The sequence below is a fragment of the Bacillus cereus group sp. BfR-BA-01330 genome, assembly GCF_022663885.1.
GTDB classification, from domain to species: Bacteria; Bacillota; Bacilli; order Bacillales; family Bacillaceae_G; genus Bacillus_A; species Bacillus_A cereus.
Genome location: NZ_JAKUGK010000006.1, coordinates 301,178 through 325,725, shown reverse-complemented (window position 1 = coordinate 325,725; position 24,548 = coordinate 301,178). Strand labels below are relative to the sequence as shown.

Genomic DNA, 24,548 nt, shown 5'->3' with positions numbered 1-24,548 from the left:
AGATTCTTAATCTCTGCCTGTTTTTCATTTCTTTTCAAAAGTAGTAATGAAAACACTACATATAATAAGAATACCACCAATAAAAAAGTTACTATTTAATGTTTCATTTAATAAGAGCCAACCAAGTAATGATCCAACGATAGGTTGGAAGAAGAAAAATAAGGAACCTATGCTTGCATCCAGTAATTCTAATCCTTTATTCCAAAGGAAAAAGGCACCTGCTGTTGAGACGATTCCTAAGTATAATACGCCTAATATTACGTACGTATTTACTGTTCCGATAGAGGCCGCTTGTAGCTCCCATATCATAAAAGGTGTAATAAAAAAGAGTGAAAAGAAAATTGCGTACGTTGTAATAACTAAGGATGAAAATTGGATTGAAGCGATTTTTACATAAATAGATAGTAAAGCCCACGTAATAGCGGCTCCAACTAAAATGATTGTTCCAATAAAATAGGAGCCAATTTCAATATCCCATCCGATTACAATAATGACACCGATTGTCGCTATTATAGTAGATAAAAGTCTACGAGTAGTTAGTTTTTCTTTCAAAATGAGCGCTGCAAATATAATCATAAATGCAGGTGTAGCTGATGTAACTAACGAGCCTGTATGAGCGTCGGATAATTTTGTTCCGATAAATTGGCATGTGATCGAAATGAAATAGCCGATAAATCCAATCCAAGCGAATAGGAGCCAATCTTTTTTGCGAAGGGTTACTTTTTTCTTTTGCTTTTTCTCAGCTAGTTTCAAAATGCCATATAAAACAATAAAAGCGATAATAAAGCGTAGCCAAACGAGTGTTAGTGGTGGAATGAAATCGAGTACGTATTTGCTAACAACATACATACCGCCCCATATACTTGCTGCTAGTGATAAGTATATAGCTCCTAAAATTGTTTGTTTCATTTGAAATACCTCCGTCTATTTTTAGGGTAATATGTGCTCCCTAAGACGAGGCATAGTGTATGTGCTAAATGAATGCCCGTCTTAGTTTATAGACGGCCTACAGGTTGATCGTTTTCGAATGAAGTGTTGTAGTACATGAGTGCATTCCTCCTCTTTAAGTTATAATGATATTATAACTTAATTTTCTGATTATTGAAGGTTGTTATGAAATATATCGTTATAAAATCACATGTTAGCAATTATCCTAATCCAATTCGCTTAGAAGAGGGGGATGTAGTGAAAATGATAGAGAGTTACGCTGGTCCGGAAAACTGGGAAAACTGGATGTTTTGTCACGAAGAGAAGTATAACCGGAAAGGATGGGTTCCGGAGCAAATTATAAGAAAAGATATGAATGGAACAGGAATTATTATAAAACAATATACTGCGAAAGAATTAAATGTGAGTATTGGAGAAAGATTGATCGGATTAGAAGAATTGAATGGATGGGTTTGGTGCGAAGGAAGAGGTGGTGAGAAGGGCTGGGTACCAAAGGAAAACTTACAAAAATATTAATAATAATATTTGATCAATAATTAGGAAACATATTTTTGCTTATGAGTATATTGGTTGTAGGATAAAAAGTAGATTAATAGAGAAAGAGGAGGAGATTATTATAACTACAACCGTTATTTCACATTTTTACAATGAAGAGTATTTATTGCCATGGTGGCTTATGCATCATACGAAACTTTTTGATCATGGTATTTTAATTAATAAAGGTTCAACAGATCGTTCCGTTGAGATTTGTAAAAAATTCGCACCGCATTGGGAGGTGCGAGATTCTGTAAATCCAGAGTTTGATGCATATGCGACAGATCATGAAGTGATGAGGATAGAACAAGAAGTACAAGGATGGAAAATGATTTTAAATACGACTGAGTTTCTTTGCGTGCAAGATAAAAATCAGTTTTGGAAATCGCTACATGAATTGGGGGGGAGGATGTATTGGCTGGACGGGCTTATTATGGTTGATGATCCTAACTACAACTATCCGGACCTTAACTTTGGAATACCTTTAATGAAACAGAGATTTCATGGTTATTTACCAGAAGATTGGCCGTTATGGAGAAGAGGTAGATTTATTCATAATCATGAGCATGGAAGTTATACGGTTGGAAGACATTTATCTGCGCATGAATCGATGATTTATCCACCTCTTGCCTGTATATTATGGTTTGGGTTTAGTCCGTGGAACGATGCGATGAGAAAGAGAAAGTTACAAATTGGTCCGACTCTTTCTGAAGCTAGTAAGCATGGGGGAATGGGGACGCAACATATTGTTACGTCGGAAAGATTAGAAGAATGGTATAAGGAATTAGCGAGAGGAACGAAGGATTTACGTTTTAATGATGCATATCGTTATGTTTTTGTATAAATGATTTCCACCATAAAATTGTTTCTTCAATTCCTGTATTTAGATCGTATGTTGGTTTCCAGTTTACTTCAGTTTTTAAACGTTCTACATTAACCCCGACAAATAAAGGTTCATCTTTAGAGAAAGGGATTGCACCTAGTTTAATTAAATGTTCTTTTCCTATCTTTTTAGCAATGATAGAAGCTAACTTTTTAATTTGTACAGATTGACCAGAAGCGATATTGATGGTGCCTGTAACGCTGTGTTCTAATATTGTTACGAGAGCGTCAGCGACGTCACTCACATGGAGGAAATCTCTCGATTGTTTTCCATGTGTACATAGTGCCTCCTCGTTTTTTAATAAGGAAGTGATAATGTTAGAAACGAGCCGATTACCTTGTTCGTGAGGTCCATACATATGAAAAATGCGGCCCCAACACATGCTGAGGCCTGTTTGTTGTGCATACGTTTCTAGCCAGGAGTGCAGTGCATTTTTACATAAAGAATACGGGGTTTTATAGGAAAGGAGCGGTGAATCTTCAAATAATACGCCGTTAAACCATTCGTACTCTGCGCCAGTACCTGCAACGACAACACGCTTTCCACCGCATGTTGTGAAGTGTTGAATCAATGAAATACTAGACTTTAGCCAATAGTAATTATTAATAGATACATAGCATGCTGGTGGCACTGCTTCCCAAGCAAGGTGAATGAGATGGCTAGGCTGAACATCCGAAATGAATTGTTTTACTTCGTCATCGCGAAGCAAGTTTACTTTATGCCAATGGCAAGGGAGGTGAGAGGGTTTATTTTTATTATACGTAGCGTGCACTTCATATCCCTCTTGTATAAGTGAATGTACAACATATTTACCTATCCAGCCACTACCACCTGTTACAACAACTTTCTTCATGGCTCGATCACCTCAACTTCTGGAACCGTCACTAAAAATTTACCGCCCCATTCACAAATGAAAGAGCATTCTTTCATAATTTCGTCTTTCAAATTCCAAGGAAGTATGAAAATGTAATCCGGTTTTGTACGTTTAATTTCTGCTGGAGATTTTATTGGAATACGAGTTCCTGGTAAAAGGAGATGTTGTTTGTGAGGATTTTTATCTACTGTATAAGCTAGAAATTCTTTACCTATCCCGCAATAATTCAAAAGGGTGTTTCCTTTAGCTGGAGCACCGTAACCGATAATTTGTTTGTTTAAAGCTTTCGCTTCAATAAAAAACTTTAAAATATTTATTTTCAATTGTTCGATGCGTTTAGAAAAAAGGAGATAGCAATCTAAAGTATCTAACCCGTGGTCGACTTCTTTTTGAATTAATTTTGTAACATTGGAATGGATAGTTGATTGGGCACTTAGATGGTTTACAAAAATCCGTAAGGAACCACCATGCGTTGAAAGTTCTTCTACATCAACAATTTGTAAATGATGATAACTTAAAACTTTTTGAAGGCTTATAAGTGAGAAGTAGGAAAAGTGCTCATGGTAGATAGTATCGAACTGTTTAAAGGATATGAGGTTTAATAAGTGTGGGAATTCAATTGTTATCGTGCCATCTTGTTTTAATAACGTTTTTAAACCGGCAACAAAATCATGCAAGTTTGGAACATGTGCTAATACGTTATTTGCGACGATTAAATCAGCTTGTGGCAATTTTTTTGCTAAGTCATTACTGAAAAAATTCACATGAGTAGGAATTCCTTTTTTGATAGCAATTTCTGCTACGTTTTTCGCGGGTTCAATTCCCAATGTCTCGATATTTTCTTTTTTAAAGTATTGTAATAAGTACCCATCGTTACTTGCGATTTCAATCACTTTTGAATGTTTCGTTAAGTTGAAACGCTTAATCGCCATTTCTACATATTGTTTAGCGTGTAGTAGCCAACTTGAGGAGTAAGAGCTGAAGTATAAATAGTTATGAAAAATATTTTGTGGGGATTCAAATTCATCTAGCTGTACGAGTAAACAAGAGTTACAAACAAATGTGTGCAGCGGATAAAAAGGTTCCATTTTATATGAGCTTTCAGGAGCTACAAATGAATTAGCAAGAGGGGAAACGCCCAAATCTAAAAAAGTGTTGGTTAGTAATGAGTGGCAAAAACGGCATTTGTTCTGTTCCATTTTATAGCCTCCTTATAAATTTTTGAATGCATCGATTTGTTGTCGTGTGAAAGATTCTATATTTTCACCAGATGCATATTTTTTGTACCAATCAACAGTCCAAGCGATAGCATCATCTGTTGATAACTTAGGAGTCCAGCCGAGTTTGTTTACTGCTTTTGTACTATCGAGTGTTAAAACAGGTGATTCATAAGGAGTATTTGTAGAGGAGGAAATGATTGTTAGTGGGTTATTCCATAATTTTATTACAGATTCAATGACATCATGAACGGTTCTGTTAGGTTCATTCATTGGGCCGAAATTCCACGCTTCTGCATATTTAGCATCATTCCAAAGTTTCTCAGCTAAAAGGATATAGCCATGTAGAGGATCTAAAACATGTTGCCACGGACGGACGGCATATTTGTTTCGAATACACAAAGTATGATTGTGCAAATATGCCCGAATGATATCAGGGAATAATCGATCTTCTGCCCAATCACCACCGCCGATGACGTTACCAGCTCTGACTGAGGCGAGTTTCTGGGTATTAGTGCGGAAGAATGATTTTTGATAGGATGTTGCTACTATTTCAGCGCAAGCTTTACTAGCGCTATAAGGGTCGAAACCTCCTAGTCGGTCATTTTCCACGAACGCTCGGTCGCCACTACCGTCATTCTCATAACATTTATCGCTTGTCACATTAATAATGGCACGTACGCTTTCGACGGACTTTGCTGCTTCTAGCACGTGGACAGTACCTAAAACATTCGTTTTGAATGTATCGATAGGATTTTTGTATGAAGCGGTTACGATTGGCTGAGCTGCTAAATGAAATATTATGTCAGGTTTATGCTGCTTCATAGCATGAAATAAAGAATGGTAATCTGTAATATCGCCTTTCATTGTCGTGCACTCTTTTGCTACGTTACCTTGTTCAAAAATGTTAGGAATGAATGGGGGATGAGAAGAAAAGCCTACTACTTCTGCACCTAAAGAATTTAAGAAAAGGGTGAGCCAGGAGCCTTTAAATCCAGTATGTCCTGTAATAAATACTTTTTTCTTATTCCAAAAAGATGATGAAGCCATATTACCAAACCTTCCACGGAGCGCTATTACTTTCCCATAGCTCGACTAATTTATTTTTATCGCGCAATGTATCCATCGGATGCCAAAAACCAGAATGTTGATATGCGGTCAATTCATTTTTGTTTACTAACTGAACTAAAGTGTCTGTTTCAAAAACAGACTTATCTCCACTAATGTAATTGAAAACTTCAGGATTTAAAACGAAAAATCCACCGTTAACCCATCCGCCATCACCTAATGGTTTTTCTTGAAAAGATGTTACAGACTGTTTATCTAATATGAGAGAACCAAATCTACCAGGAGGTTGTACGGCAGTAACAGTAGCCATTTTTCCATGTTTTTTATGGAATGTAATAAGTTCTTTTATATTTACATTACTTAATCCATCACCATAAGTGAGGCAGAAAGGTTCGTCTCCGACATAATTTTGAATCTTTTTCACTCGGCCACCCGTTTCGGTATTTACACCAGTATCGATTAGTGTAACTTTCCATGGTTCTACACGATGAGAATGGCTAGTAATTGTATTATCGTTTAATTGTATTGTGAAATCAGACATGTGTAAGTTGTAATTTAGAAAGAACTCTTTAATTGCATATCCTTTATAGCCTAAGCAAATAATAAACTCAGTAATTCCGTAATGACTATACAAACTCATAATGTGCCATAGAATGGGTTTTGTTCCAATTTCAATCATAGGTTTCGGTTTTAAATGTGTTTCTTCCCCAATTCTTGTACCGTACCCACCAGCAAGAATAACAGCTTTCATTTTTTCCTCCTAAAATAAAAATTTATTATTTATACAGTATTCATGTTTTATGCAAATGAGATTGTTTTTGATTAAGTGAATGAAAATGTTTGAGGTGATGACGATGCAGAAAGTATTACGGTTTGAATTTTGGGAATAATTCTTGATATTCAGGGTTATGACGGAGGTCTTGTGTTAGGTTACTAAGCTCTAAAAAACGTATGTCCAGTACTTCAGGAGATTGACCGTAATGTGTTTGAAGTCCCATTTGAACACCCCTTTTTGAAAGGGTAGGTGTAATTTGTAATTTTCTTGCCTTTGATTGTTCATTCCAAGGGCTAAAATAAAATTTTAAAATAAATGAAGGATAGTCATAAATTATATATCCGTGCCGCGAATGATGTCTACCAGGTAAATATGCACCGTCTAGATGATTGTGAATAAATCTCCAAGCACATCCGAGATTTGGGTTATAAGGGAAGACACCGTGGTATCGCTGTTCTACTAAGGGGATAGAATATCTAGGCTTTGAATAATTATAATTATGATTATCTATCATTAAAATCATTCTAATCGCATACATGTTTTGGCCTAGTGTATGAAGAGATGAAAAAAATTCTTCAGTATTATTACAACAAAAGAATTCAGTAGTATTTAAAACGATTTTCCAACCTGAAACTTCTCTTTCAATTTCCATCACTTCAATATCAGTATTAGTTGGATCAAACTCAAGAAATCTTGAATTTCGTACTTCCCAGTGGGGTGCTAATAGTTTACAAATCTCTACGGAACGATCTGTAGACCCTCTATTAATTAAAATGCCGTGATCGAATATTTTCGTGTGATGCATAAGCCACCATGGAAGTAGGTATTCTTCATTATAAAAATGAGAAATGATTGTCTTTTTCATATTAATTCCCTCCTATACAAGCAATCATTATTAGTAGGATATGCTTTTAAATAAGAAAGGTTAAAAGTGGCAGATAATGTAGTGATTAGGTAGTAGTTTAGTAATTTTATTGTATAAGTGTAGATTACTCGTATTGAATCATCATAGGAGGAGATTGGAATTTTGTATAAATTGTGAATAATAAACCGTCACGTTTGACTGTACAGTTTATGTATTGTATGATGTAAGTAATATAAACAAGGGGGGAAGATCGTTGGGAAGGTGTATCGAATCGGACAGTTGGCTCTCATGGCTCACGTGTCGAAACGAACGATTGATTATTATACGAATCTAGGTATCTTAAAAGCGGAGCGATCTCAATCTAATTATCGCTATTACGACGAAACAGCATTTGAGACATTACAATTTATTGAGAAGTGCAAAGAAATGCATATGCCGCTTTGTGAGATTAAAGAGAAAATCGAGGAGAAGAAGAAGCTGCTCGGTATCAATGAACACGTTTCGAAACAAGTGAATGAAGTGACAGACCATATTCATCGATTAGAAGTGGAGCTTACTGAGTTAAAACCGCTTTTAGATGAATTGACTGATTCACAACGTGAAAAAATATCGAAATCTTTATCAGGTCAAACGACAGCTTTAATACAGACACTTGCTCTATTATTATAGAATAAGTGAAATCCGACCTCTTTAATTTTTGTATCGGGCTATGTTTTCTAACAAACAAATAAGAAAACATTATAGTATACAGGAGGTGGACACCTTAGTTTTTTAACTAAGGGGATTCATTGGAAATATTTAATTTAGTCATGGTTGCGATTTTAATCGCATTTACTGGATTTTTCGTAGCAGCAGAGTTTGCGATTGTAAAGATACGTTCAAGCCGTATCGATCAGCTTGTTGCGGAAGGAAAACGCGGTGCTTTAGCAGCGAAAAAGGTAACAACAAATTTAGATGAATATTTATCTGCTTGTCAATTAGGTATTACAGTTACAGCTATGGGATTAGGTTGGTTAGGTGAACCGACAATTGAAAAGTTATTACACCCGTTATTTGAGAAATGGAACTTAAATCCTTCTATTTCATCAGTATTAACATTTGGTCTTGCTTTTATGATTATGACGTATTTACACGTTGTAGTAGGAGAATTAGCTCCAAAAACGATGGCAATTCAAAAGGCTGAAAGGGTAACGTTATTATTGGCAGGTCCATTAATGATGTTCTATAAAGTAATGTATCCATTTATTTGGGTATTGAACGGTTCAGCTCGTGTGATAACTGGTTTATTTGGTTTAAAGCCAGCTTCAGAACATGAAGTAGCTCATACAGAAGAAGAATTACGTCTTATCCTTTCAGATAGCTATGAAAGTGGCGAAATTAATCAAGCTGAATACAAGTATGTAAATAACATTTTTGAATTTGATAATCGTATTGCAAAAGAGATTATGGTACCGCGAACAGAAATCGTTGGTTTCTACCTGGAAGATTCAGTAGAAGAACACATGAAAGTAATCCAAAATGAGCGATACACACGTTATCCGATTTTTGGAGAAGATAAAGATGATATTATCGGTATGGTCAACGTAAAAGATTTCTTTATTCGATATATGACCGAGGATCAAAAAGATTTATCATCTATTCGCTCGTATATGCGTCCGATTATTGAAGTGATGGAAACGACTCCAATTCACGATTTATTACTTCAAATGCAGAAGAAGCGAATTCCGATGGCTGTTTTATATGATGAGTACGGAGGAACAGCTGGAATTGTAACGCTTGAAGATATCTTGGAGGAAATCGTCGGCGAAATTCGTGACGAATATGATGAAGATGAAGCACCACCAATTCAACATGTGAACGAGCAACATATTATTGTTGATGGAAAAGTGCTTATCTCAGAAGTGAAAGATTTATTTGGATTACACATCGAAGAAGATGATGTGGATACAATCGGTGGATGGATTATGATGCAAAATCATGAAATCGAAGAAGGACAACACGTTGAGGCGGAAGGTTATGAATTTAAAGTGTTAGAAAAAGACGCTTACCAAATTAAACGTGTTGAAATTCGTAAGATGGAACAAGAACAAGAAGAAGAGAAAGCAGCAACTGTGTAAGTTGCTGCTTTTCTTCTAAAGTACAAAAAATGAGAACTTAGGAGCGGATATTTTGATTCAAGAAGCCTTACGTGTATATCGATTACAATTGTATGTGATCTTTAGTGGTTTACTACTTATGTGGACGATTACTCCGTTTGGAAAACAAGTGACAGGGTTCGGTATTGGATTAGCAGTAAGTGCTTATTGTCTTTGGTTATTAGCTCGCAGAGTGGAGAAACTCGGGAAAAGTATCGTAATGAAGGAAAAGGCTCCTGGATTAGGAGTTTTAAACCGATTTGCAGCTGCTATTTTAGGAGCTATCATCATGTATGAAATTGAGCATGAAATGGAAATGTGGGCATTCGGTACAGGTATTTTAGGTGGTCACTTTTTAATGATTGCAAATTTAGCGTACGCAAATATGCAGTTAGTGAAAGAAGAAGAGAAGCAAAGAGAACATGCTTCGAAAAATATAGAGCTATGATGAAAAGGACCTAATCAGGTTCCTTTTTTAGTTTAGCGATATGATACAAGTAATCAAATTAATGACAAATATAATACGCTTCTTTTTTGTGTTTTTCAATAGTATGAAAAATAATAAAAAAATTTTAAAAAACCCATCGATTTCTAAAGGTTATGTATGTTATTATGACAAAAGACTTTTTGAAAGAGGTGGATACCAATGTTACAAGCGCTACTTATTTTTGTGCTTCAAATTATTTACGTTCCAATATTAACAATCCGTACGATTTTGCTTGTAAAGAATCAAACAAGATCCGCTGCTGGTGTTGGATTGTTAGAAGGAGCTATTTACATTGTCAGTTTAGGTATTGTGTTTCAAGATTTATCAAATTGGATGAACATCGTTGCCTATGTCATTGGCTTTAGTGCGGGACTGTTATTAGGCGGTTATATAGAGAATAAATTAGCAATTGGTTATATTACGTATCAAGTTAGTTTACTAGACCGTTGTAATGAATTAGTAGATGAGTTACGTCACTCTGGATTTGGCGTTACAGTATTTGAAGGCGAAGGTATTAATTCTATACGTTATCGCTTAGATATCGTCGCAAAGCGTTCTAGAGAGAAAGAGCTTTTAGAAATCATTAATGAAATTGCACCGAAAGCGTTTATGTCTTCGTATGAAATTCGCTCGTTTAAGGGTGGATATTTAACGAAGGCGATGAAGAAAAGAGCGTTAATGAAGAAGAAAGATGAACATGCATCGTAAAAAAAGAGGAGTAGTGCTGCAGTAAAAGTGCAGTATAAGTCCAAATGTAAAAGAGAGGAATCTATTTTTATGTAGATTTCTCTCTTTTTTTATGAAAAATATTCATCTATTAATTCAAAAAAACTAAATCGTATAATTATGTTTTTTACTCATTCTCAAATTAATGATTAGCCATATAATTTGAAAAAATACCGGTATGATAAACGTGATTAATAAAACGATAAGTGATATGGATTTAATTTCAGGTGTTTGAATAACACCAGCACCATCAACATCTCGTAGCCAAATAATAGCGGCCCATATTCCAAAAACGATAATCCAAAATATGTTACCAATCCACCAAGAAATCCATCGTTTTTTCATGTTAGCACCCCCTACATTTATCTACTGTTAAAAGTATATTTTCTTTTGTTACATTTATAATGAAACAACTTTAAAATCAGTTTTTAACTGTATATCTAACTTGTTTGAAGGTTACTATTTCTCCATCATCATCATCGTCTTTCGTTTGTAAAAGTTGAACTTTTGGTTTGTAGTCCGTCCTATGAGCGTGTTCGATATCTTTAATGTTAAGTTTGTAGGATTCACCATTTTTTAGTTTTTGTTCCAACACTTTTTTATTAGCAACATAAATAAAAGTTACTTTATTTTCATCAATGCCTTTAGTTTTAATTTCTAATTCATTGTCTTTTGCTGTAATCGTTGGTGTTAATAATTCCATACTGCCTTTCCCGCTTTCTAAAGAATTCTCTGCTATAGTTGAACATCCTGATAATATGATTCCAGTGAATAGAAGAACAGCTAATTTCTGTTTCATAACATCCCTCAATTCCATGTGATTTTTGATTTTTGTATTGCTAGATTACTAGTGCGGAGCGTAAATGTTTAGTTAGTACCCTCTTAATTGTACCATAATATGTAAAATGAAACAGGAGGTATATCCAATTTAAGGGAGAATGAAAAATTTACTGATTTTTGTAAATTCGTATGTTTTAGCTTCTATTTCAATCGAAATGTAGACGAGAGAAAGAAATTTTTTTATAGAAATTATAATTTTTACATTTTACAATAATGATAGGGAATAGATGAATTCATTTACTTCGGAGGTAGTTATTTGAACATTAATGAGAAGGCAATTGAAATGTTTGAACAAAATAAATATGAGGAAGCAATGGAACTGTTTCAACAAGCAGTACATGAATCTAGAGACGTACAATCTCTCAATAATCTGGCTTGGATGTACTTTTATGAGGAAGAGAATGATGATAAAGCTCTTGAATTAATAAGAGAAGTTGTTAAGTTTAATCCTTCTTCATACTTTCCTTATAACATCTTAGGGGACATTTACATGAAACAAGAAAAATGGACAGAAGCGAAAGAAGCATTACAAAAGTCTATTTCGATTCAACCATCAGATGAAGCATATCATAATGTAGCTGTAGCGCATTATAACCTTGGAGAGCTGGAAAAAGCTTCAGACTTTTTCTTGCGAGTTGCAGGGGATTCGGACTATATCATGTATAGCTATGTAAAATGTTTAATTGATTTAGAACGAACGACAGAAGCAAAAGAGAAGTTAGATACTTTTAACAGGGAATCTGATAATTTTTTAGGGGAAATTAATGTAGCAGATTTATATGTTGAGTTGAATTGCTATAAAGAAGCAATTGAATGGTTCGAAAAGGGATATAAAGAATGCTGGAAAAGTCCTAATTGGATTAGTAGATTTGTGTATGCTCTATATAAAACGAATAATTTCTCCCGTATTAATGAAGTTATACGGGAATCTATCGAAGCGAAAAAAGCAGAAATAGAAGATGTTCAGAATGAAGAAGTAGAAGAAAACTGGACAGAAAATGATAAGAAAGAGTTAATTGAGGAATATACAGAAGAGAATAATTGTTATAAAACAATGGTAGAACGTATCAAATCTGGATATGTTCCAGGGTTAGAATTTGAAACGGATTTTATAGGTGGGTGCTATTTGTTTGGTTGTAAAAGGCATAATCATCTTGAATATGAACAATAAAAAGATTCGACTGTCACATATGATGGTCGAATCTTTTTCGTTATAGGTCGCTTGTATTACATAGGTGTATATCCTCTTTAGAGGCCACTTTTTTTATATTCAAAATATGTAGTGAAATAAAACCAATAAGTCCTATTCCGCCAAAAATAAGCCATGGTGTATACATTCCGCTTAAGTTGGATGTAAAAGATGTACCGGTATAATTACCAATGATAAAACCAAATGCGAGTGATAGTTGATAAAATCCGAAGAAAGTGGCTGTATATGATTCATTACTGTAATTTGCAATAGTGATATCAGCGTTAGGTAATACGAGTGTTTCACCGATTGTAAATAAAATTACACAAATAAAGAGCCAATATGGGTGTTGAAATAAAGGAATGAGTAAAAAGGAAATACTCATTAATAAAACACCGTATTTAATAATTGAAAGTGTGTTGTATTTGTGGAATAATTTTCGGAATAATACCATAAATATGACGCCTGTTATCGCATTTATCGTAATAACGAGTGTAGCAAGTTGATTGCTACTACTAATGTTTTTCATATGAAGTGGAAGTGCGACAGTAAGTTGAGTAAACATAATATAGAAGAAAATCATGATAAAGGAAAACAGAAGGAAAGACTTGTTTTGTAAGATGGCCTGTATTCCTAATGTAATAGACGTGTTTTCAGTAGTGACTTGGAAGTGATTTTTAAGTAAGTAAAAGATAAAAGCGAATAACAGCATAAGTGATCCTGTTAGAGAGAAGGCATAGATTGGATCAAGTAAGAGTAAGAACCCTCCTGCAATTGGTCCGATTATTGCACCGCAATTAAAGCTAAGGTTTAAATATGTAAATAAATTTTTTCTCAAATGAGCTGGTTGTGAACCGAATATGGCGCGCGCAGCAGGTTCGTAAAATGCAGTTCCGAAGCCAATAAGTGCAGAAGAAATAGAAATTGTATAGAAATCAGAGCATATTCCTAAAGCGATAAATCCGATTCCTCTCAAAAATAAACCGGCTATCATCATAATGATATAGCCTATTTTGTCAGCAATTAACCCTGAGAATAATGGGATAACTCGTGATGTAATTGTCATAACCGTCAACACTGTTCCTACTTGGACAGCAGAAAAATGAAGAAAGGTTAATAGATAAATAGCTAAAAATGCGTATACTGCAAAATACCCAAAAGACATAAAAAATGAAGAAATAAGCATGAAACGTATCGGTGTTGAGAAACTTTTCATAGAAATCCTCCTAATTATGTAACCAGTAAAATCATTTGATGGTTAACTATTTTATACTATAATTATACATAAAGTCAGAAAAAAGTAAATTTTAAGAAGAAGGTGGATCGAATTGAATCAAAACGCTCCAAATGAACTAGAATATATTCGGGAATTTTTAAATACATGGAGAATACCAAACGATACGAGAGAGCCAATTGATTTGCTGCAAACAGAAGAAGACATAAAGCTTTTTATGAAAGAATATTTTGATGAAGATTTTCCATTTCATACGATAGAGGAATTAAGAGGTTTTCGAGAAGATATTCGGATGACAATTGAAGGCGAAGGATCATTGCAAAAATGGTTAGAGAAATACCCATTTCATGTACATATAAAGGATGATATGAAAGGTATTACATATGAACCGGTATATGAAGAGAATGTGTATACAAAAGTGTTAAGCATTGTGTTAATGTCAATTCAAGAAAATGTATGGGGAAGGTTAAAAGCATGTCCAGATTGTCGCTGGGTATTTTATGATCATTCGCGAAATGGAAGTAAAAGATGGTGCGGTATGTATGCTGGAGAAGAAGGAGGAAGAGCATGCGGTACGATTGCGAAAGTGAAAAACTACCGGGCGAAGAGAAAAGGGCGATCTGGTTATGATATGTAATTAATATTAGAGAAAGAAAAATGGATGGGGGAATGTAGAATATGAAAGGTACGCAAATGTTAGCTTTAAATAAAAAGTGTTGGGATACAGTTGCACCTTATTTCTTTCAAGTGGATTGTTTACCTAAATATGGTCCGTATACGGCGTCTGAAGATGAGATTCGTTTGTTCGATTCAATCAGAAAGAAAAAGGTTCTTGATATTGGCTGTGGAAGTGGGCATTCGTTGCAATATATGGCGGAACAAGGGGCAGAGGAATTATGGGGGCTTGATCTTTCGAGTACACAAATTGAAATAGCGAATAAGACGTTAAAGGATTGGAATCCAAAGTTAGTATGCGGAGCAATGGAAGAAGAAGGCGATATTCCGAAAGGATATTTTGATATTGTATATTCCATTTATGCATTAGGTTGGACTTCGGATTTAAGAAAAACGTTGGAACTGATTTATTCATATGTAAAGCCAGGGGGAAGTTTTATTTTTAGTTGGGAGCACCCGGTATATTCAAACTTACAGTATGGTACGGAAGAAGTTGCTATAAAGTCTTCTTATCATGAGGAAACGCCCATTACGTTTGAAACATTTAAAGGAGAAAATGTACAAGCGACATTATATAAGAGAAAAATAAGTACATACATAAATGAGTTAAATAGAGTGGGATTTAAAATTGAGAGAATAGAAGAGCCTGAACCATCAAGCTCGTTTGATGGAGAACTAGCTGAGCCGTCTACGAAGTATTATTCTTTATATAAAGCTAGAATGGTGCCGACTACTTTTATTATTAAAGCTAGAAAGTAAAGTGTTTTTATAAAAGAAGCCTATGATTTCAAATAGATGAAATGATAGGCTTCTTTATTTTAAAAAAATGAGGTCAAAGGTGTACTTTTCTTATAAAAATGCATTTCATATAAAAGGTGTAATTATTTTGGGGAAGGGGGATTGTTGTGCGTCATCATAGAAAGTGCAAAAAATTTGGAGTGGCACTGCCTCTTCCGCTTATAGGAGCAACGGGTCCGACAGGTAATAGTGGTCCAATCGGTCCAACTGGAGGGCATGAAGGTCCTGTTGGTCCTACAGGGGTGACTGGACCGACGGGAGCAACTGGGCCCCAAGGTCCTCAAGGTATCAGGGGGATACAAGGTCCCCGAGGGACAACAGGAGCACAAGGAATACAAGGAGTTATTGGTGATACAGGAGAGCAAGGTATAACTGGCCCAACTGGTCTCCAAGGTGCTCAAGGATTAATCGGAAACCAAGGTCTAATTGGTGATATTGGAGTACAAGGATTAGAAGGAATACAAGGAGCTACGGGTCCTGCTGGTAGTCAAGGAATACAAGGTATACAAGGAATACAAGGGGAAATAGGTGAGCGAGGACAAACAGGGGCACAAGGAATGCAGGGAGAAAGAGGCGTAACTGGAGTCTCGGGTGTAACTGGTCCACAAGGCCCTCAAGGTGTTCAAGGAATACAAGGAGAGCAAGGGGCTATTGGTATACAAGGAGAAGACGGCTTCCAAGGTATACAAGGAATTACTGGAGAGGAAGGCCCACAAGGAGCTCAAGGAATACAAGGTGAAGTGGGTCCAACTGGTTCTACTGGAATGCAAGGTGCCCAAGGTATAAGTGGAATAAAGGGGATAACAGGTGTAATAGGTTTACAAGGACCACAAGGTGTGCAAGGAATACAAGGTATAACGGGAGCAACAGGTTTTCAAGGGATAAAGGGAATAAGAGGTATAACAGGAGCGACGGGTAGTATTGGTACTCAAGGCTCAGAAGGACCACCGGGCGGTCCGACGGGAGTGACCGGTCCAATTGGCCCTTCTAGTGGAGTGACTGGACCAGCTGGCCCACCCGGTCCACCAGGAGGTCCAACAGGTCCAACGGGTGCGACCGGTTCAACAGGTGTAAGCGGAGGGATAGGTCCAATTGGAGGGCAAGGTGTGCAAGGTATAACAGGTCCAACAGGTCATCAAGGTGTAAGGGGAGCGCAAGGTGCCCAAGGTGTAGTTGGAGCAGTTGGAGTACAAGGAGCACAAGGTCCTCAAGGTAACCAAGGTATAACAGGTCCAACTGGTGCAGAAGGTTCTCAAGGAATACAAGGTCCGCTGGGAGTAACTGGTCCAACTGGTGCAGAAGGTCCTAAAGGTATTCAAGGTATTCAAGGTGTGATAGGTCCAACAGGTGCACAAGGAATGGTGGGAATACAAGGGATAGCTGGTCCAGTTGGTGTTACAGGAGCGGAAGGAGCTCAAGGAGCACAAGGAATCCGAGGAGCAACCGGCCCAGCTGGAGCACAAGGAATCCAAGGCGTACAAGGAATTCAAGGGGAAACAGGAGCAGCTGGAACACAAGGTCCTCAAGGTGTTCAAGGGATACAAGGGACTACCGGATTGACAGGTACACAAGGTGCCCAAGGTCCTCAAGGAGTGCAAGGAATAATAGGACCGACTGGAGCTATCGGTTTGCAAGGTCCTCAAGGATTACAAGGAATAACGGGTCCAACAGGAGCGCAAGGAGTGCAAGGAATACAAGGTGTGCAAGGAATTATCGGTCCAACAGGTGCACAAGGAATTAGAGGTCCCCAAGGAAATACAGGGGAAGTCGGTATAACAGGCCCACAAGGAGTCCAAGGGGCGCAAGGTAGTCAAGGCCCACAAGGCCCACAAGGAAATGTTGGAATTACAGGTGCAACGGGTGAAACTGGAGCCACAGGAGCAACTGGGGCAACTGGACTACAAGGAGTGCAAGGTGTTCAAGGGATTACGGGAATACAAGGAATAACGGGAACGACAGGCAATACAGGTGCAACGGGTCCGCAAGGAATACAAGGGATACAAGGTATTCAAGGGTTGCAAGGCCCAATTGGAGCAAGTGGGGTGACAGGTGCTAGTGGTAGTATAGGCCCAGTTGGAGCACAAGGTAGTCAGGGCCCAAGTGGCGTGGTGGGACCGACAGGAGCAACTGGTAGTGCAGGTTCAATAGGTTTCTTTGGAATAGCGGGAGCGACAGGAGCGACTGGTTTACCTAGTGGGGGCGGTTATTTCTTTTCTACTTCAACGAGTACAATTGCAGCGAATGCGTTAATACCAATTAATTCTGGATCTACAGTTTTTGGTTCTGATGTCAGTTTAACAAATGCAACAACTGTAACGTTAAGTACGCCGGGAATTTATTTAGTAAGCTATTATTTTCAAGGTGATCCAACTGCCGGAAATGAAACAATTTCAGTGAGGCTTACTTTAAATGGAACACAAGTCGCAGGGAGTTTTATTTTTTATGTTACAGGAGGTACTTTTATATTAGAACCAGCAGTTTCGAATACGATGGTCATTGAAGTTACTTCTTCAAATGCAACTTTGTCTTTACAAAATGGTCCGTTAGCTATCGGGCATGTAACGACATTATCTGGTGTGATAACAGCTAGTTTAAATGTATTAAAAATAGTTTGATACGTTAGTTATAACGGGGGAGATGCTTGTGAAGAATCAAGATAAGTGTAGTAAGTTTCAAGCACCTATTCCTTTTCCACCGCCAGGTATTACGGGGCCCACTGGTCCAACCGGTCCAACTGGTGCTTTAGGTGGACCAACTGGACCGCAAGGAATACAAGGCGTACAAGGTCCAATCGGTCCAACCGGCCCACAAGGAATACAAGGAGTGCAAGGGGTGCAAGGAGAAAATGGTCCAACCGGCCCAACTGGTTTAACTGGACCACAAGGTTCTCAAGGTAATCAAGGACCTATGGGAGAACGAGGCCCACAGGGAATACAAGGTGTTCAAGGAATACAAGGAGAAAGAGGTCCGACTGGTCCAACTGGTATTCAAGGGATACAAGGAATTCCTGGCCCAATCGGTCCGACCGGTCCAACAGGAATACAAGGCATACAAGGAATGCAAGGAGAAATCGGTCCAACCGGCCCAACAGGAATACAAGGCATACAAGGAGTGCAAGGGGAAATTGGTCCGACTGGACCAACTGGAAATACTGGTATACAAGGTGTGCAAGGTAATTTAGGAGGTAGTGGTTTACAAGGTGTAACCGGAATACAAGGAATACAGGGTCCGATTGGTCCAACCGGGCCAACTGGTTCTCAAGGAATTCAAGGGGAGCAAGGACCAATGGGTCCACAAGGGGAAACTGGTGTTCAAGGTTTACAAGGTCCCCAGGGAGAAATGGGGCAGGTAGGTCCAACAGGAATACAAGGAATACAAGGAGTGCAAGGTGTAATCGGTCCGACAGGTCCAACCGGTTTACAAGGTGATCCAGGTCCAACCGGCCCAACAGGAGCCACTGGGATAACTGGTCCGACAGGTTCTGCAACTGGCCCGACTGGAGCAACCGGTCCAACTGGTCCACCAGGAGGTCCAACTGGTCCAACCGGTCCAGCAGGATCACCAGGGGGTCCAACTGGTCCGACTGGAGCAACAGGGGCAACAGGAGCGACCGGAGCAACAGGAGCGACTGGAATTCAAGGGGTACAAGGAATCCAGGGACCGACCGGAGCAACTGGTGTAACAGGTTTGCAAGGAGTACAGGGACCGATGGGGGCAACGGGTCCAACGGGTGATCAAGGCATTCAAGGTCCACAAGGGATACAAGGAGTAACCGGTCCGACTGGTCCGCAAGGTCTACAAGGAATCCAGGGACCGGTAGGAGCAACCGGTCCGACTGGTCCACAAGGAGTGCAAGGGGCACAGGGGCCAATCGGTCCAACCGGCCCTCAAGGGATACAAGGCATACAAGGTGAGCAAGGAGTAAGGGGAGCGACCGGTCCAACTGGTTTACAGGGGCTACAAGGAATCCAAGGTCCGAGTGGTCCAACCGGTCCTCAAGGAGTGCAAGGCGTACAAGGTCCGAGTGGCATAACAGGTCCAACTGGTCCTCAAGGAATACAAGGTATTCAGGGACCACAAGGAAGTATAGGCCCAACCGGTCCTCAAGGAATACAAGGTGTGCAAGGTCCACAAGGCCCAACCGGTCAGGCGGGAGCAACGGGTCCTCAAGGAATTCAGGGAATTCAAGGTCCAATTGGTCCAACCGGCCCCCAAGGAATTCAGGGGATACAAGGCGTGCAAGGTCCACAAGGCCCAACCGGCCCAACCGGCCCTCAAGGTCTACAAGGAATAACTGGCCAGTCGGGGGCAACAGGTCCAACAGGAGCAACGGGCCCGACAGGGGAAACGGGTCCTCAAGGTCCACAAGGAATTCAAGGTCCACAAGGAGCAACCGGTCCAACAGGAGCAACCGGCGAGGCGGGAGCAACGGGTCCTCAAGGTCCACAAGGAATCCAAGGACCACAAGGAGCAACGGGGCAGGCGGGAGCAACCGGCCAGACGGGAGCAACGGGTCCTCAAGGTCCACAAGGAATCCAAGGACCACAAGGGATAACGGGTCCAACAGGAGTAACGGGCCAGACGGGATTGACTGGTGCAACTGGACCGACCGGAATACAAGGCATACAAGGAATAACAGGAGCGACAGGGGGAACAGGAGTAACAGGCCCAACAGGTGCCACGGGTCCAACAGGCTTAACTGGAGCAACAGGATCATCTGCTATATCGACAGGTGGCGGATATTTCTTTTCTACATCAACAAGCACAATTGCAGCAAATGCCAACATCCCAATTAATTCTGGATCCACTGTATATGGAACTGGTGTATCTTTAACTAGTGCTACGACAGTCACAGTAACGACGCCAGGAATATATTTAGTAAGCTACTATTTTCAAGGGGATGCAAATGGTGGGAATGAGACAGTATCTGTTAGATTGCTATTAAATGGAACGCAACTAACAGGGAGTTTTATACAAAACGTAACGACATCAACTGTAGTAATCGAACCAGCCATTTCAAATACACTTCTTGTGAATGTGACGAGTGCCAATTCAACATTAATATTACAAAATGGCCCGTTAGGTGTAGGGCATGTGACTACTATAGCAGGTGCGATTACAGCAAGCTTAAATGTAGTGAGAATTTTATAAAGAATATAAAAAACACAAGGAATGTCTTTGTAAGACACACCTTGTGTTTTTTAATATTAAATAAACATTTTCTTTATCTTTTCGGTTGAAAAATATGCTGAAAGAAGTATTTGTGATGTAAGTTATCTACAACCTTATTTGCTTGATATGTGCGTTGTTTTTCAATTCGAAGTCTTTGCTCCATCATTTTAATTGCGTGATCAGATAAACGTAACATAATACATTCTCCTTTTCTATAAATATAGGTGACTATTTGATATCGATCCCATATTTATAATTAAGGAGGCAAAATGTGTAACATAGGCAAAAAGCACCTTCCTCTCCCATTACGCTTACGAGGTTAGCTGTCGGACTCGGGAAGTGAGAGTTTCCCTACTTAAAAAAGATTCGCCCCAAGTAGCATAGCTACAAAAATGGTTCCCCCGCTCCAAAATTTGGACTCAGCAAAAGGTTTTATAAAGTAAAAAATAACATAAAGGAGCAAACAAGTCAAATTATTTTGTGTATTCTGTCTTTTTTAATTGCGTAAGAATCATACCGTCAGGAAGTATTGTATCTGATACTGTAATGAATCCGTGTTTTTTATATAAAGTAATAGCAGGGGTATTCGCTTTACCTGTTTGTACAATATATGTCATTGGAGAGGGAAACATGTTAAATATATAAATTAGGAGTTTCGTTGCGATTCCTTTTTGAAAAAAATCGGGCGATACAACTAGCCTATGGATATCGATTAGTTTTTCTTCTTGTACAAAAGAAATAAAACCGACAAGTTTATTTTCAGAAAAATATCCATAGAATGTTTCAACGCAATTTTGAATATCGTTTACAGTATCATATAAACGAGGTATGGCAGTACTATTTAAGTAGTCTGCTTCAACTTTATAAGCTGGAATTTGAACCTGTAAAATGGATGTTGCTACTTCAAAAGAAGTGGAATTTAACTTAAGAATCATAGATAATGAAGCCTCCTTTAAATATGGTATATGAATATAATTGCTTTATGGGTGAGTTTGACAATATTTTTCTTTTTTGCATATAATATATGTATCTCCATATGTAAAATAGTAGTAAATATATTTCTATAGTGAAATATGATTAGCAATGATAAATACATATGTTTGTATTGAATCATACAAACTATAATAGAAATGGAGGACTAAAAATGGGATGGATTATCACATTAATAGTTGGTGCTATTATAGGTGCAATTGCTAGTTCTATAACAGGTAAAAATTTCCCAGGTGGTATGTTCGGAAATATTATCGCAGGTTTATTAGGTGCTTCGTTAGGTGGTAGATTATTTGGATCCTTTGGGCCATCATTTGGTGGGATTCATGTCGTGCCGGCATTATTAGGTGCAATCGTGTTAATTCTTATTGTATCATTTGTAGTGAAAGCTGCAAGGAAATAGAGATATAGATTATGATGAAGAGCCCTGAATAAGGGCTTTTCATCATTCGAAGAGGTGGTTTCATTGGAGAAAATAAATATAAGAAAAAGAGATAAGTTAAGAAAGTTTTTTAGAGAACAAAATTATTTGGCGGTATTACTTGGATTTGCGTTATTGTTCATTAATATTTTATTGCTAACAAAAATATCATTTGTTTTTACACCGTTTATCGTATTTTTAAAAACAATTTTCTTCCCAGTACTATTAGCAGGCGTGCTATTTTATATTTTGCATCCATTCGTTTCGCTTTTAGAAAAGAAAGGTGTTTCAAGAATCGTATCGATAGCTTCCATATATTTAATCGTACTAGGATTATTTGTATTTTTAGTTGTAACGGTTATCCCTATTATTAAAGATCAAATTGATGCATTAATTGATAACTTACCGTATTTTGGCCATGAGATTGAACAAGCAGCACGTAGATTCGGGGAAAGTAATTTACTCGGTAAAATTCAGGAGAATTTAAATATTAATGTTGCGAATATGGTAAAAGAATACACAGTTGATTTTACAAAGTCATTATCATCAGTAACTGGGAATGTAACTGGATTTTTGAGTACTGTTACAGAGGTTGTTTTGACATTTGTAATGGTTCCATTTATATTGTTCTATCTTTTAAAAGATGGTGAGCAATTGCCGAATCACTTTTTAAAGTTTATTTCAGAGCAAAGACAACCAGCAGCAATGAGAATACTAGATGATATGCATTATGCGATTAGCTCGTATATTAGAGGTCAAATTATCGTCAGCTTATTTATCGGTATTATGCTATTAATTGGTTATCTTATTATTGGTATTAAATATGCGGTATTACTTGCGATTTTAGCGATGATTGTAAATATCGTTCCGTACGTGGGACCAATTATCGCGATTACACCAGCGTTAATTATCGCATTTATCGACTCGCCAGCAATGGTGTTAAAAGTAATTATCGTTATGATGGTTGTACAATTAGCAGAAGGTAAATTTATTTCTCCGCAAGTTATGGGTAAAAAGTTAGATATTCATCCGATTACTATCATTTTTATCATTTTAACTGCCGGAAACTTATTCGGGATTATGGGGATTATTTTAGCGATTCCAGGATATGCGATATTGAAAGTATTAGTTACGCACGGTTATAGATTTGTTAAGTTGAATACGTGAAAAAAAGCGCTAAAACAGTTGGAACTGTTTTAGCGCTTTTTTATTAACAATTCATTTGCATATTGGCGTGCCCATTGATCTGCTTCTAATATAGCATCTAGTGAAGGATCTTTTACGTTATGATGAGCTTCAACTGTTTTGTAAATTGTTTTTTCAATATCGAAAAAGGCAATTTCATTTTTTAAGAATAGCGCATTCGCAATTTCATTTGCTGCATTTAATACAGCGGGAGTAGTACCACCGATTTTGCCACATTCATATGCGTATTGTAGACAAGGGAACTTCTCTAAATCTGGTTTTTCAAAATGTAAACTACCGATTTCTAATAAATTTAATTTTTCATAGGAAGAAGGTAGCCGAGTAGGATAGTGAAACGCATATTGAATCGGCATTCTCATATCAGGAGCACCGAGCTGTGCCATAACTGATCCATCAATAAATTCTACTAAAGAATGAATGATACTTTCTTTATGAATCATTACATTAATTTTTTTATATGGAATATCAAATAGCCATCTCGCTTCCATTACTTCGAACCCTTTATTCATTAATGTGGCAGAATCAATCGTTAGTTTTGCGCCCATTAACCAGTTTGGGTGCTTTAAAGCATCTTTTGCTTGTAATGTTTGCATTTCATCACGTGTTTTATCACGGAAAGCACCACCGGAAGCTGTTACAATTAACTTCTCAATCTCTTTATTATTTTCTCCGTTTAAACATTGGAAAATAGCTGAATGCTCACTATCTACTGGAATTAAGCGACATCCGTTTTGTTTCGCTAGTTCAGTTACGATATGTCCAGCTGCAACCAAAGTTTCTTTATTAGCAATAGCGATATCTTTCTTCGCTTTTAATGCTTCAATTGTTGGAAGTAATCCTGAAACACCTACAACAGAGCTTAATACAAGATTTGAATCAGGGTGAGTAGCTACTGCAATTAAGCCATCAGTCCCGTGTGTGATTTTTGTATTTGCTGAAATACGCGTACGAAGCTTGTCTGCTAAGTCTTTTGTCGCAACGCTTACAATACGAGGTTGAAACGTTTTGATTTGTTGCTCAAGAAGATCGATATTATAATTTGCGGTTAAACCGACGATTTTAAAATGTTCAGGATGAGCTGAAACGACATCTAATGCAGATGTGCCGATGGATCCTGTTGAACCTAAAATTGATATATATTTTACCATGAAAAAACCTCCAAAGTTGTTTCGAATATTTCAACAAACCTATATAACATTAGACAATTGAAGTGGAAATTCCTGCTATATAAAATAGAAAATTAGGGTTTGTTTGGAAGTGAAATGTGATAAACTGTAAAAAATAACGAAAAAGCAATGAAAGAGAAGAGTACATATTCGAAACTTTTCAGAGAGCTGATATGTGGTGAGAATCAGTAAGGGATGAATATGGAATGGGCTCTGGAGCTTCTAACTGAAATGAGTAGGTAAAGACGGTTACTTCACGTTATTGAAGTATGAAGTGAGCTAATGATAGCTAATTAAGGTGGTACCGCGGGAGTCTCTCGTCCTTTTTTAAGGATGAGGGGCTCT

General features: G+C 37.8%; 25 protein-coding genes, 1 riboswitch and 1 other annotated feature. Of the genes, 13 read left to right on the top strand and 12 right to left on the bottom strand.

Annotated elements, in window-relative coordinates:
* Positions 1-24: 24 nt before the first annotated feature.
* A complete protein-coding gene (locus tag MR112_RS19055) occupies positions 25-909 on the bottom strand; it encodes a DMT family transporter (protein WP_226368949.1) in 885 nt (294 codons plus the stop codon).
* 204 nt (positions 910-1,113) lie between these two features.
* Between MR112_RS19055 and MR112_RS19050 the strand changes: the two genes are divergently transcribed.
* The gene (locus MR112_RS19050) at positions 1,114-1,464 is read left to right on the top strand and encodes an SH3 domain-containing protein (RefSeq protein WP_226368948.1); all 351 of its coding nucleotides are present in this window, start codon (positions 1,114-1,116) and stop codon (positions 1,462-1,464) included.
* Between the two features lie 61 nt (positions 1,465-1,525).
* The gene (locus MR112_RS19045) at positions 1,526-2,326 is read left to right on the top strand and encodes a glycosyltransferase family 2 protein (RefSeq protein ID WP_071739851.1); all 801 of its coding nucleotides are present in this window, start codon (positions 1,526-1,528) and stop codon (positions 2,324-2,326) included.
* On the opposite strand, the gene MR112_RS19040 is transcribed toward MR112_RS19045, so the two are convergent.
* The 5 genes from MR112_RS19040 to MR112_RS19020 form a co-directional block, all read right to left on the bottom strand.
* Entirely contained in the window at positions 2,295-3,218 is a 924-nt protein-coding gene (locus MR112_RS19040) for an NAD-dependent epimerase/dehydratase family protein (protein WP_226368947.1), read from the bottom strand. The genes MR112_RS19045 and MR112_RS19040 overlap by 32 nt on opposite strands.
* Positions 3,215-4,438, bottom strand: a complete 1,224-nt coding sequence (locus tag MR112_RS19035) for a methyltransferase domain-containing protein (protein ID WP_226368946.1) — start codon at positions 4,436-4,438, stop codon at positions 3,215-3,217. The genes MR112_RS19040 and MR112_RS19035 overlap by 4 nt, the downstream gene beginning before the upstream one ends.
* Positions 4,439-4,450: 12 nt before the next feature.
* The gene (gene rfbG / locus MR112_RS19030) at positions 4,451-5,506 is read right to left on the bottom strand and encodes a CDP-glucose 4,6-dehydratase (RefSeq protein WP_226368945.1); all 1,056 of its coding nucleotides are present in this window, start codon (positions 5,504-5,506) and stop codon (positions 4,451-4,453) included.
* A 1-nt stretch (position 5,507) separates the two neighbouring features.
* The gene (gene rfbF / locus MR112_RS19025; RefSeq protein WP_000648808.1) at positions 5,508-6,275 is read right to left on the bottom strand and encodes a glucose-1-phosphate cytidylyltransferase; all 768 of its coding nucleotides are present in this window, start codon (positions 6,273-6,275) and stop codon (positions 5,508-5,510) included.
* Positions 6,276-6,390: 115 nt separating this feature from the next.
* Positions 6,391-7,164 (bottom strand): glycosyltransferase family 2 protein, encoded by a 774-nt coding sequence (locus tag MR112_RS19020; RefSeq protein ID WP_000750973.1) that lies wholly within the window; start codon positions 7,162-7,164, stop codon positions 6,391-6,393.
* Positions 7,165-7,425: 261 nt separating this feature from the next.
* On the opposite strand from MR112_RS19020, the gene MR112_RS19015 reads away from it, so the two are divergent.
* From MR112_RS19015 to MR112_RS19000, 4 genes are all read left to right on the top strand, one after another.
* Positions 7,426-7,833 (top strand): MerR family transcriptional regulator, encoded by a 408-nt coding sequence (locus tag MR112_RS19015; protein WP_000285639.1) that lies wholly within the window; start codon positions 7,426-7,428, stop codon positions 7,831-7,833.
* A gap of 119 nt (positions 7,834-7,952) precedes the next feature.
* Positions 7,953-9,281, top strand: a complete 1,329-nt coding sequence (locus tag MR112_RS19010; RefSeq protein WP_000402258.1) for a hemolysin family protein — start codon at positions 7,953-7,955, stop codon at positions 9,279-9,281.
* Between the two features lie 52 nt (positions 9,282-9,333).
* Complete coding sequence (locus MR112_RS19005; RefSeq protein ID WP_000613876.1) at positions 9,334-9,747, top strand: ATP synthase subunit I; 414 nt, start codon at positions 9,334-9,336, stop codon at positions 9,745-9,747.
* A gap of 198 nt (positions 9,748-9,945) precedes the next feature.
* Entirely contained in the window at positions 9,946-10,494 is a 549-nt protein-coding gene (locus MR112_RS19000) for a DUF2179 domain-containing protein (protein WP_000938438.1), read from the top strand.
* Positions 10,495-10,617: 123 nt separating this feature from the next.
* On the opposite strand, the gene MR112_RS18995 is transcribed toward MR112_RS19000, so the two are convergent.
* Both MR112_RS18995 and MR112_RS18990 read right to left on the bottom strand, forming a co-directional pair.
* Entirely contained in the window at positions 10,618-10,857 is a 240-nt protein-coding gene (locus MR112_RS18995) for a DUF3923 family protein (protein WP_000747681.1), read from the bottom strand.
* Between the two features lie 76 nt (positions 10,858-10,933).
* Positions 10,934-11,329, bottom strand: coding sequence for a hypothetical protein (locus MR112_RS18990; RefSeq protein WP_002041528.1), 396 nt, complete (start codon positions 11,327-11,329; stop codon positions 10,934-10,936).
* Between the two features lie 279 nt (positions 11,330-11,608).
* Here MR112_RS18990 and MR112_RS18985 point away from each other — a divergent pair, with 279 nt between their 5' ends.
* Positions 11,609-12,523 carry a tetratricopeptide repeat protein gene (locus MR112_RS18985; protein WP_226368943.1) on the top strand — a complete coding sequence of 305 codons (915 nt, stop codon included), beginning with the start codon at positions 11,609-11,611 and terminating at the stop codon, positions 12,521-12,523.
* A gap of 40 nt (positions 12,524-12,563) precedes the next feature.
* Here MR112_RS18985 and MR112_RS18980 read toward each other — a convergent pair whose 3' ends face one another.
* Complete coding sequence (locus tag MR112_RS18980; RefSeq protein ID WP_000834867.1) at positions 12,564-13,757, bottom strand: MDR family MFS transporter; 1,194 nt, start codon at positions 13,755-13,757, stop codon at positions 12,564-12,566.
* Between the two features lie 112 nt (positions 13,758-13,869).
* Between MR112_RS18980 and MR112_RS18975 the strand changes: the two genes are divergently transcribed.
* The 4 genes from MR112_RS18975 (at position 13,870) to MR112_RS18960 (ending at position 20,399) form a co-directional block, all read left to right on the top strand.
* Positions 13,870-14,412, top strand: coding sequence for a CGNR zinc finger domain-containing protein (locus tag MR112_RS18975; RefSeq protein ID WP_140348551.1), 543 nt, complete (start codon positions 13,870-13,872; stop codon positions 14,410-14,412).
* A gap of 41 nt (positions 14,413-14,453) precedes the next feature.
* Positions 14,454-15,209 carry a class I SAM-dependent methyltransferase gene (locus MR112_RS18970; RefSeq protein ID WP_000679198.1) on the top strand — a complete coding sequence of 252 codons (756 nt, stop codon included), beginning with the start codon at positions 14,454-14,456 and terminating at the stop codon, positions 15,207-15,209.
* Positions 15,210-15,355: 146 nt separating this feature from the next.
* Complete coding sequence (locus tag MR112_RS18965; protein WP_130055493.1) at positions 15,356-17,863, top strand: collagen-like protein; 2,508 nt, start codon at positions 15,356-15,358, stop codon at positions 17,861-17,863.
* Positions 17,864-17,885: 22 nt separating this feature from the next.
* Positions 17,886-20,399, top strand: coding sequence for a BC_3345 family exosporium-associated protein (locus MR112_RS18960; protein WP_226368942.1), 2,514 nt, complete (start codon positions 17,886-17,888; stop codon positions 20,397-20,399).
* A gap of 73 nt (positions 20,400-20,472) precedes the next feature.
* Here MR112_RS18960 and MR112_RS18955 read toward each other — a convergent pair whose 3' ends face one another.
* On the bottom strand, positions 20,473-20,616 hold the full coding sequence (locus MR112_RS18955; RefSeq protein ID WP_000945243.1) for a hypothetical protein: 144 nt from the start codon (positions 20,614-20,616) through the stop codon (positions 20,473-20,475).
* A gap of 96 nt (positions 20,617-20,712) precedes the next feature.
* Positions 20,713-20,855, bottom strand: a riboswitch (cyclic di-AMP (ydaO/yuaA leader).
* Positions 20,856-20,893: 38 nt separating this feature from the next.
* A complete protein-coding gene (locus MR112_RS18950) occupies positions 20,894-21,355 on the bottom strand; it encodes a GNAT family N-acetyltransferase (RefSeq protein WP_000601226.1) in 462 nt (153 codons plus the stop codon).
* 209 nt (positions 21,356-21,564) lie between these two features.
* On the opposite strand from MR112_RS18950, the gene MR112_RS18945 reads away from it, so the two are divergent.
* Both MR112_RS18945 and MR112_RS18940 read left to right on the top strand, forming a co-directional pair.
* Positions 21,565-21,813 (top strand): GlsB/YeaQ/YmgE family stress response membrane protein, encoded by a 249-nt coding sequence (locus MR112_RS18945; RefSeq protein WP_000539733.1) that lies wholly within the window; start codon positions 21,565-21,567, stop codon positions 21,811-21,813.
* Between the two features lie 63 nt (positions 21,814-21,876).
* Entirely contained in the window at positions 21,877-22,998 is a 1,122-nt protein-coding gene (locus tag MR112_RS18940; protein ID WP_000411484.1) for an AI-2E family transporter, read from the top strand.
* Positions 22,999-23,027: 29 nt separating this feature from the next.
* On the opposite strand, the gene MR112_RS18935 is transcribed toward MR112_RS18940, so the two are convergent.
* Positions 23,028-24,185: a 1-deoxy-D-xylulose-5-phosphate reductoisomerase gene (locus tag MR112_RS18935; protein WP_000241787.1), complete on the bottom strand. Its 1,158-nt coding sequence runs from the start codon at positions 24,183-24,185 to the stop codon at positions 23,028-23,030.
* 138 nt (positions 24,186-24,323) lie between these two features.
* Positions 24,324-24,531: a binding site (T-box leader), on the top strand.
* The last annotated feature ends 17 nt before the right edge of the window (positions 24,532-24,548 follow it).

Coding starts and splice junctions, on each gene's coding strand:
- MR112_RS19020 (WP_000750973.1), bottom strand. CDS start 7,164: ATGAAAAAGACAATCATTTCTCATTTTTATAATGAAGAATACCTACTT.
- MR112_RS18935 (WP_000241787.1), bottom strand. CDS start 24,185: ATGGTAAAATATATATCAATTTTAGGTTCAACAGGATCCATCGGCACA.
- MR112_RS18950 (WP_000601226.1), bottom strand. CDS start 21,355: ATGATTCTTAAGTTAAATTCCACTTCTTTTGAAGTAGCAACATCCATT.
- MR112_RS18995 (WP_000747681.1), bottom strand. CDS start 10,857: ATGAAAAAACGATGGATTTCTTGGTGGATTGGTAACATATTTTGGATT.
- MR112_RS19050 (WP_226368948.1), top strand. CDS start 1,114: ATGAAATATATCGTTATAAAATCACATGTTAGCAATTATCCTAATCCA.
- rfbG (WP_226368945.1), bottom strand. CDS start 5,506: ATGGCTTCATCATCTTTTTGGAATAAGAAAAAAGTATTTATTACAGGA.
- MR112_RS19055 (WP_226368949.1), bottom strand. CDS start 909: ATGAAACAAACAATTTTAGGAGCTATATACTTATCACTAGCAGCAAGT.
- MR112_RS18960 (WP_226368942.1), top strand. CDS start 17,886: ATGCTTGTGAAGAATCAAGATAAGTGTAGTAAGTTTCAAGCACCTATT.
- MR112_RS18990 (WP_002041528.1), bottom strand. CDS start 11,329: ATGGAATTGAGGGATGTTATGAAACAGAAATTAGCTGTTCTTCTATTC.
- rfbF (WP_000648808.1), bottom strand. CDS start 6,275: ATGAAAGCTGTTATTCTTGCTGGTGGGTACGGTACAAGAATTGGGGAA.
- MR112_RS18980 (WP_000834867.1), bottom strand. CDS start 13,757: ATGAAAAGTTTCTCAACACCGATACGTTTCATGCTTATTTCTTCATTT.
- MR112_RS19035 (WP_226368946.1), bottom strand. CDS start 4,438: ATGGAACAGAACAAATGCCGTTTTTGCCACTCATTACTAACCAACACT.
- MR112_RS19000 (WP_000938438.1), top strand. CDS start 9,946: ATGTTACAAGCGCTACTTATTTTTGTGCTTCAAATTATTTACGTTCCA.
- MR112_RS18955 (WP_000945243.1), bottom strand. CDS start 20,616: ATGTTACGTTTATCTGATCACGCAATTAAAATGATGGAGCAAAGACTT.
- MR112_RS18970 (WP_000679198.1), top strand. CDS start 14,454: ATGAAAGGTACGCAAATGTTAGCTTTAAATAAAAAGTGTTGGGATACA.
- MR112_RS19040 (WP_226368947.1), bottom strand. CDS start 3,218: ATGAAGAAAGTTGTTGTAACAGGTGGTAGTGGCTGGATAGGTAAATAT.
- MR112_RS18945 (WP_000539733.1), top strand. CDS start 21,565: ATGGGATGGATTATCACATTAATAGTTGGTGCTATTATAGGTGCAATT.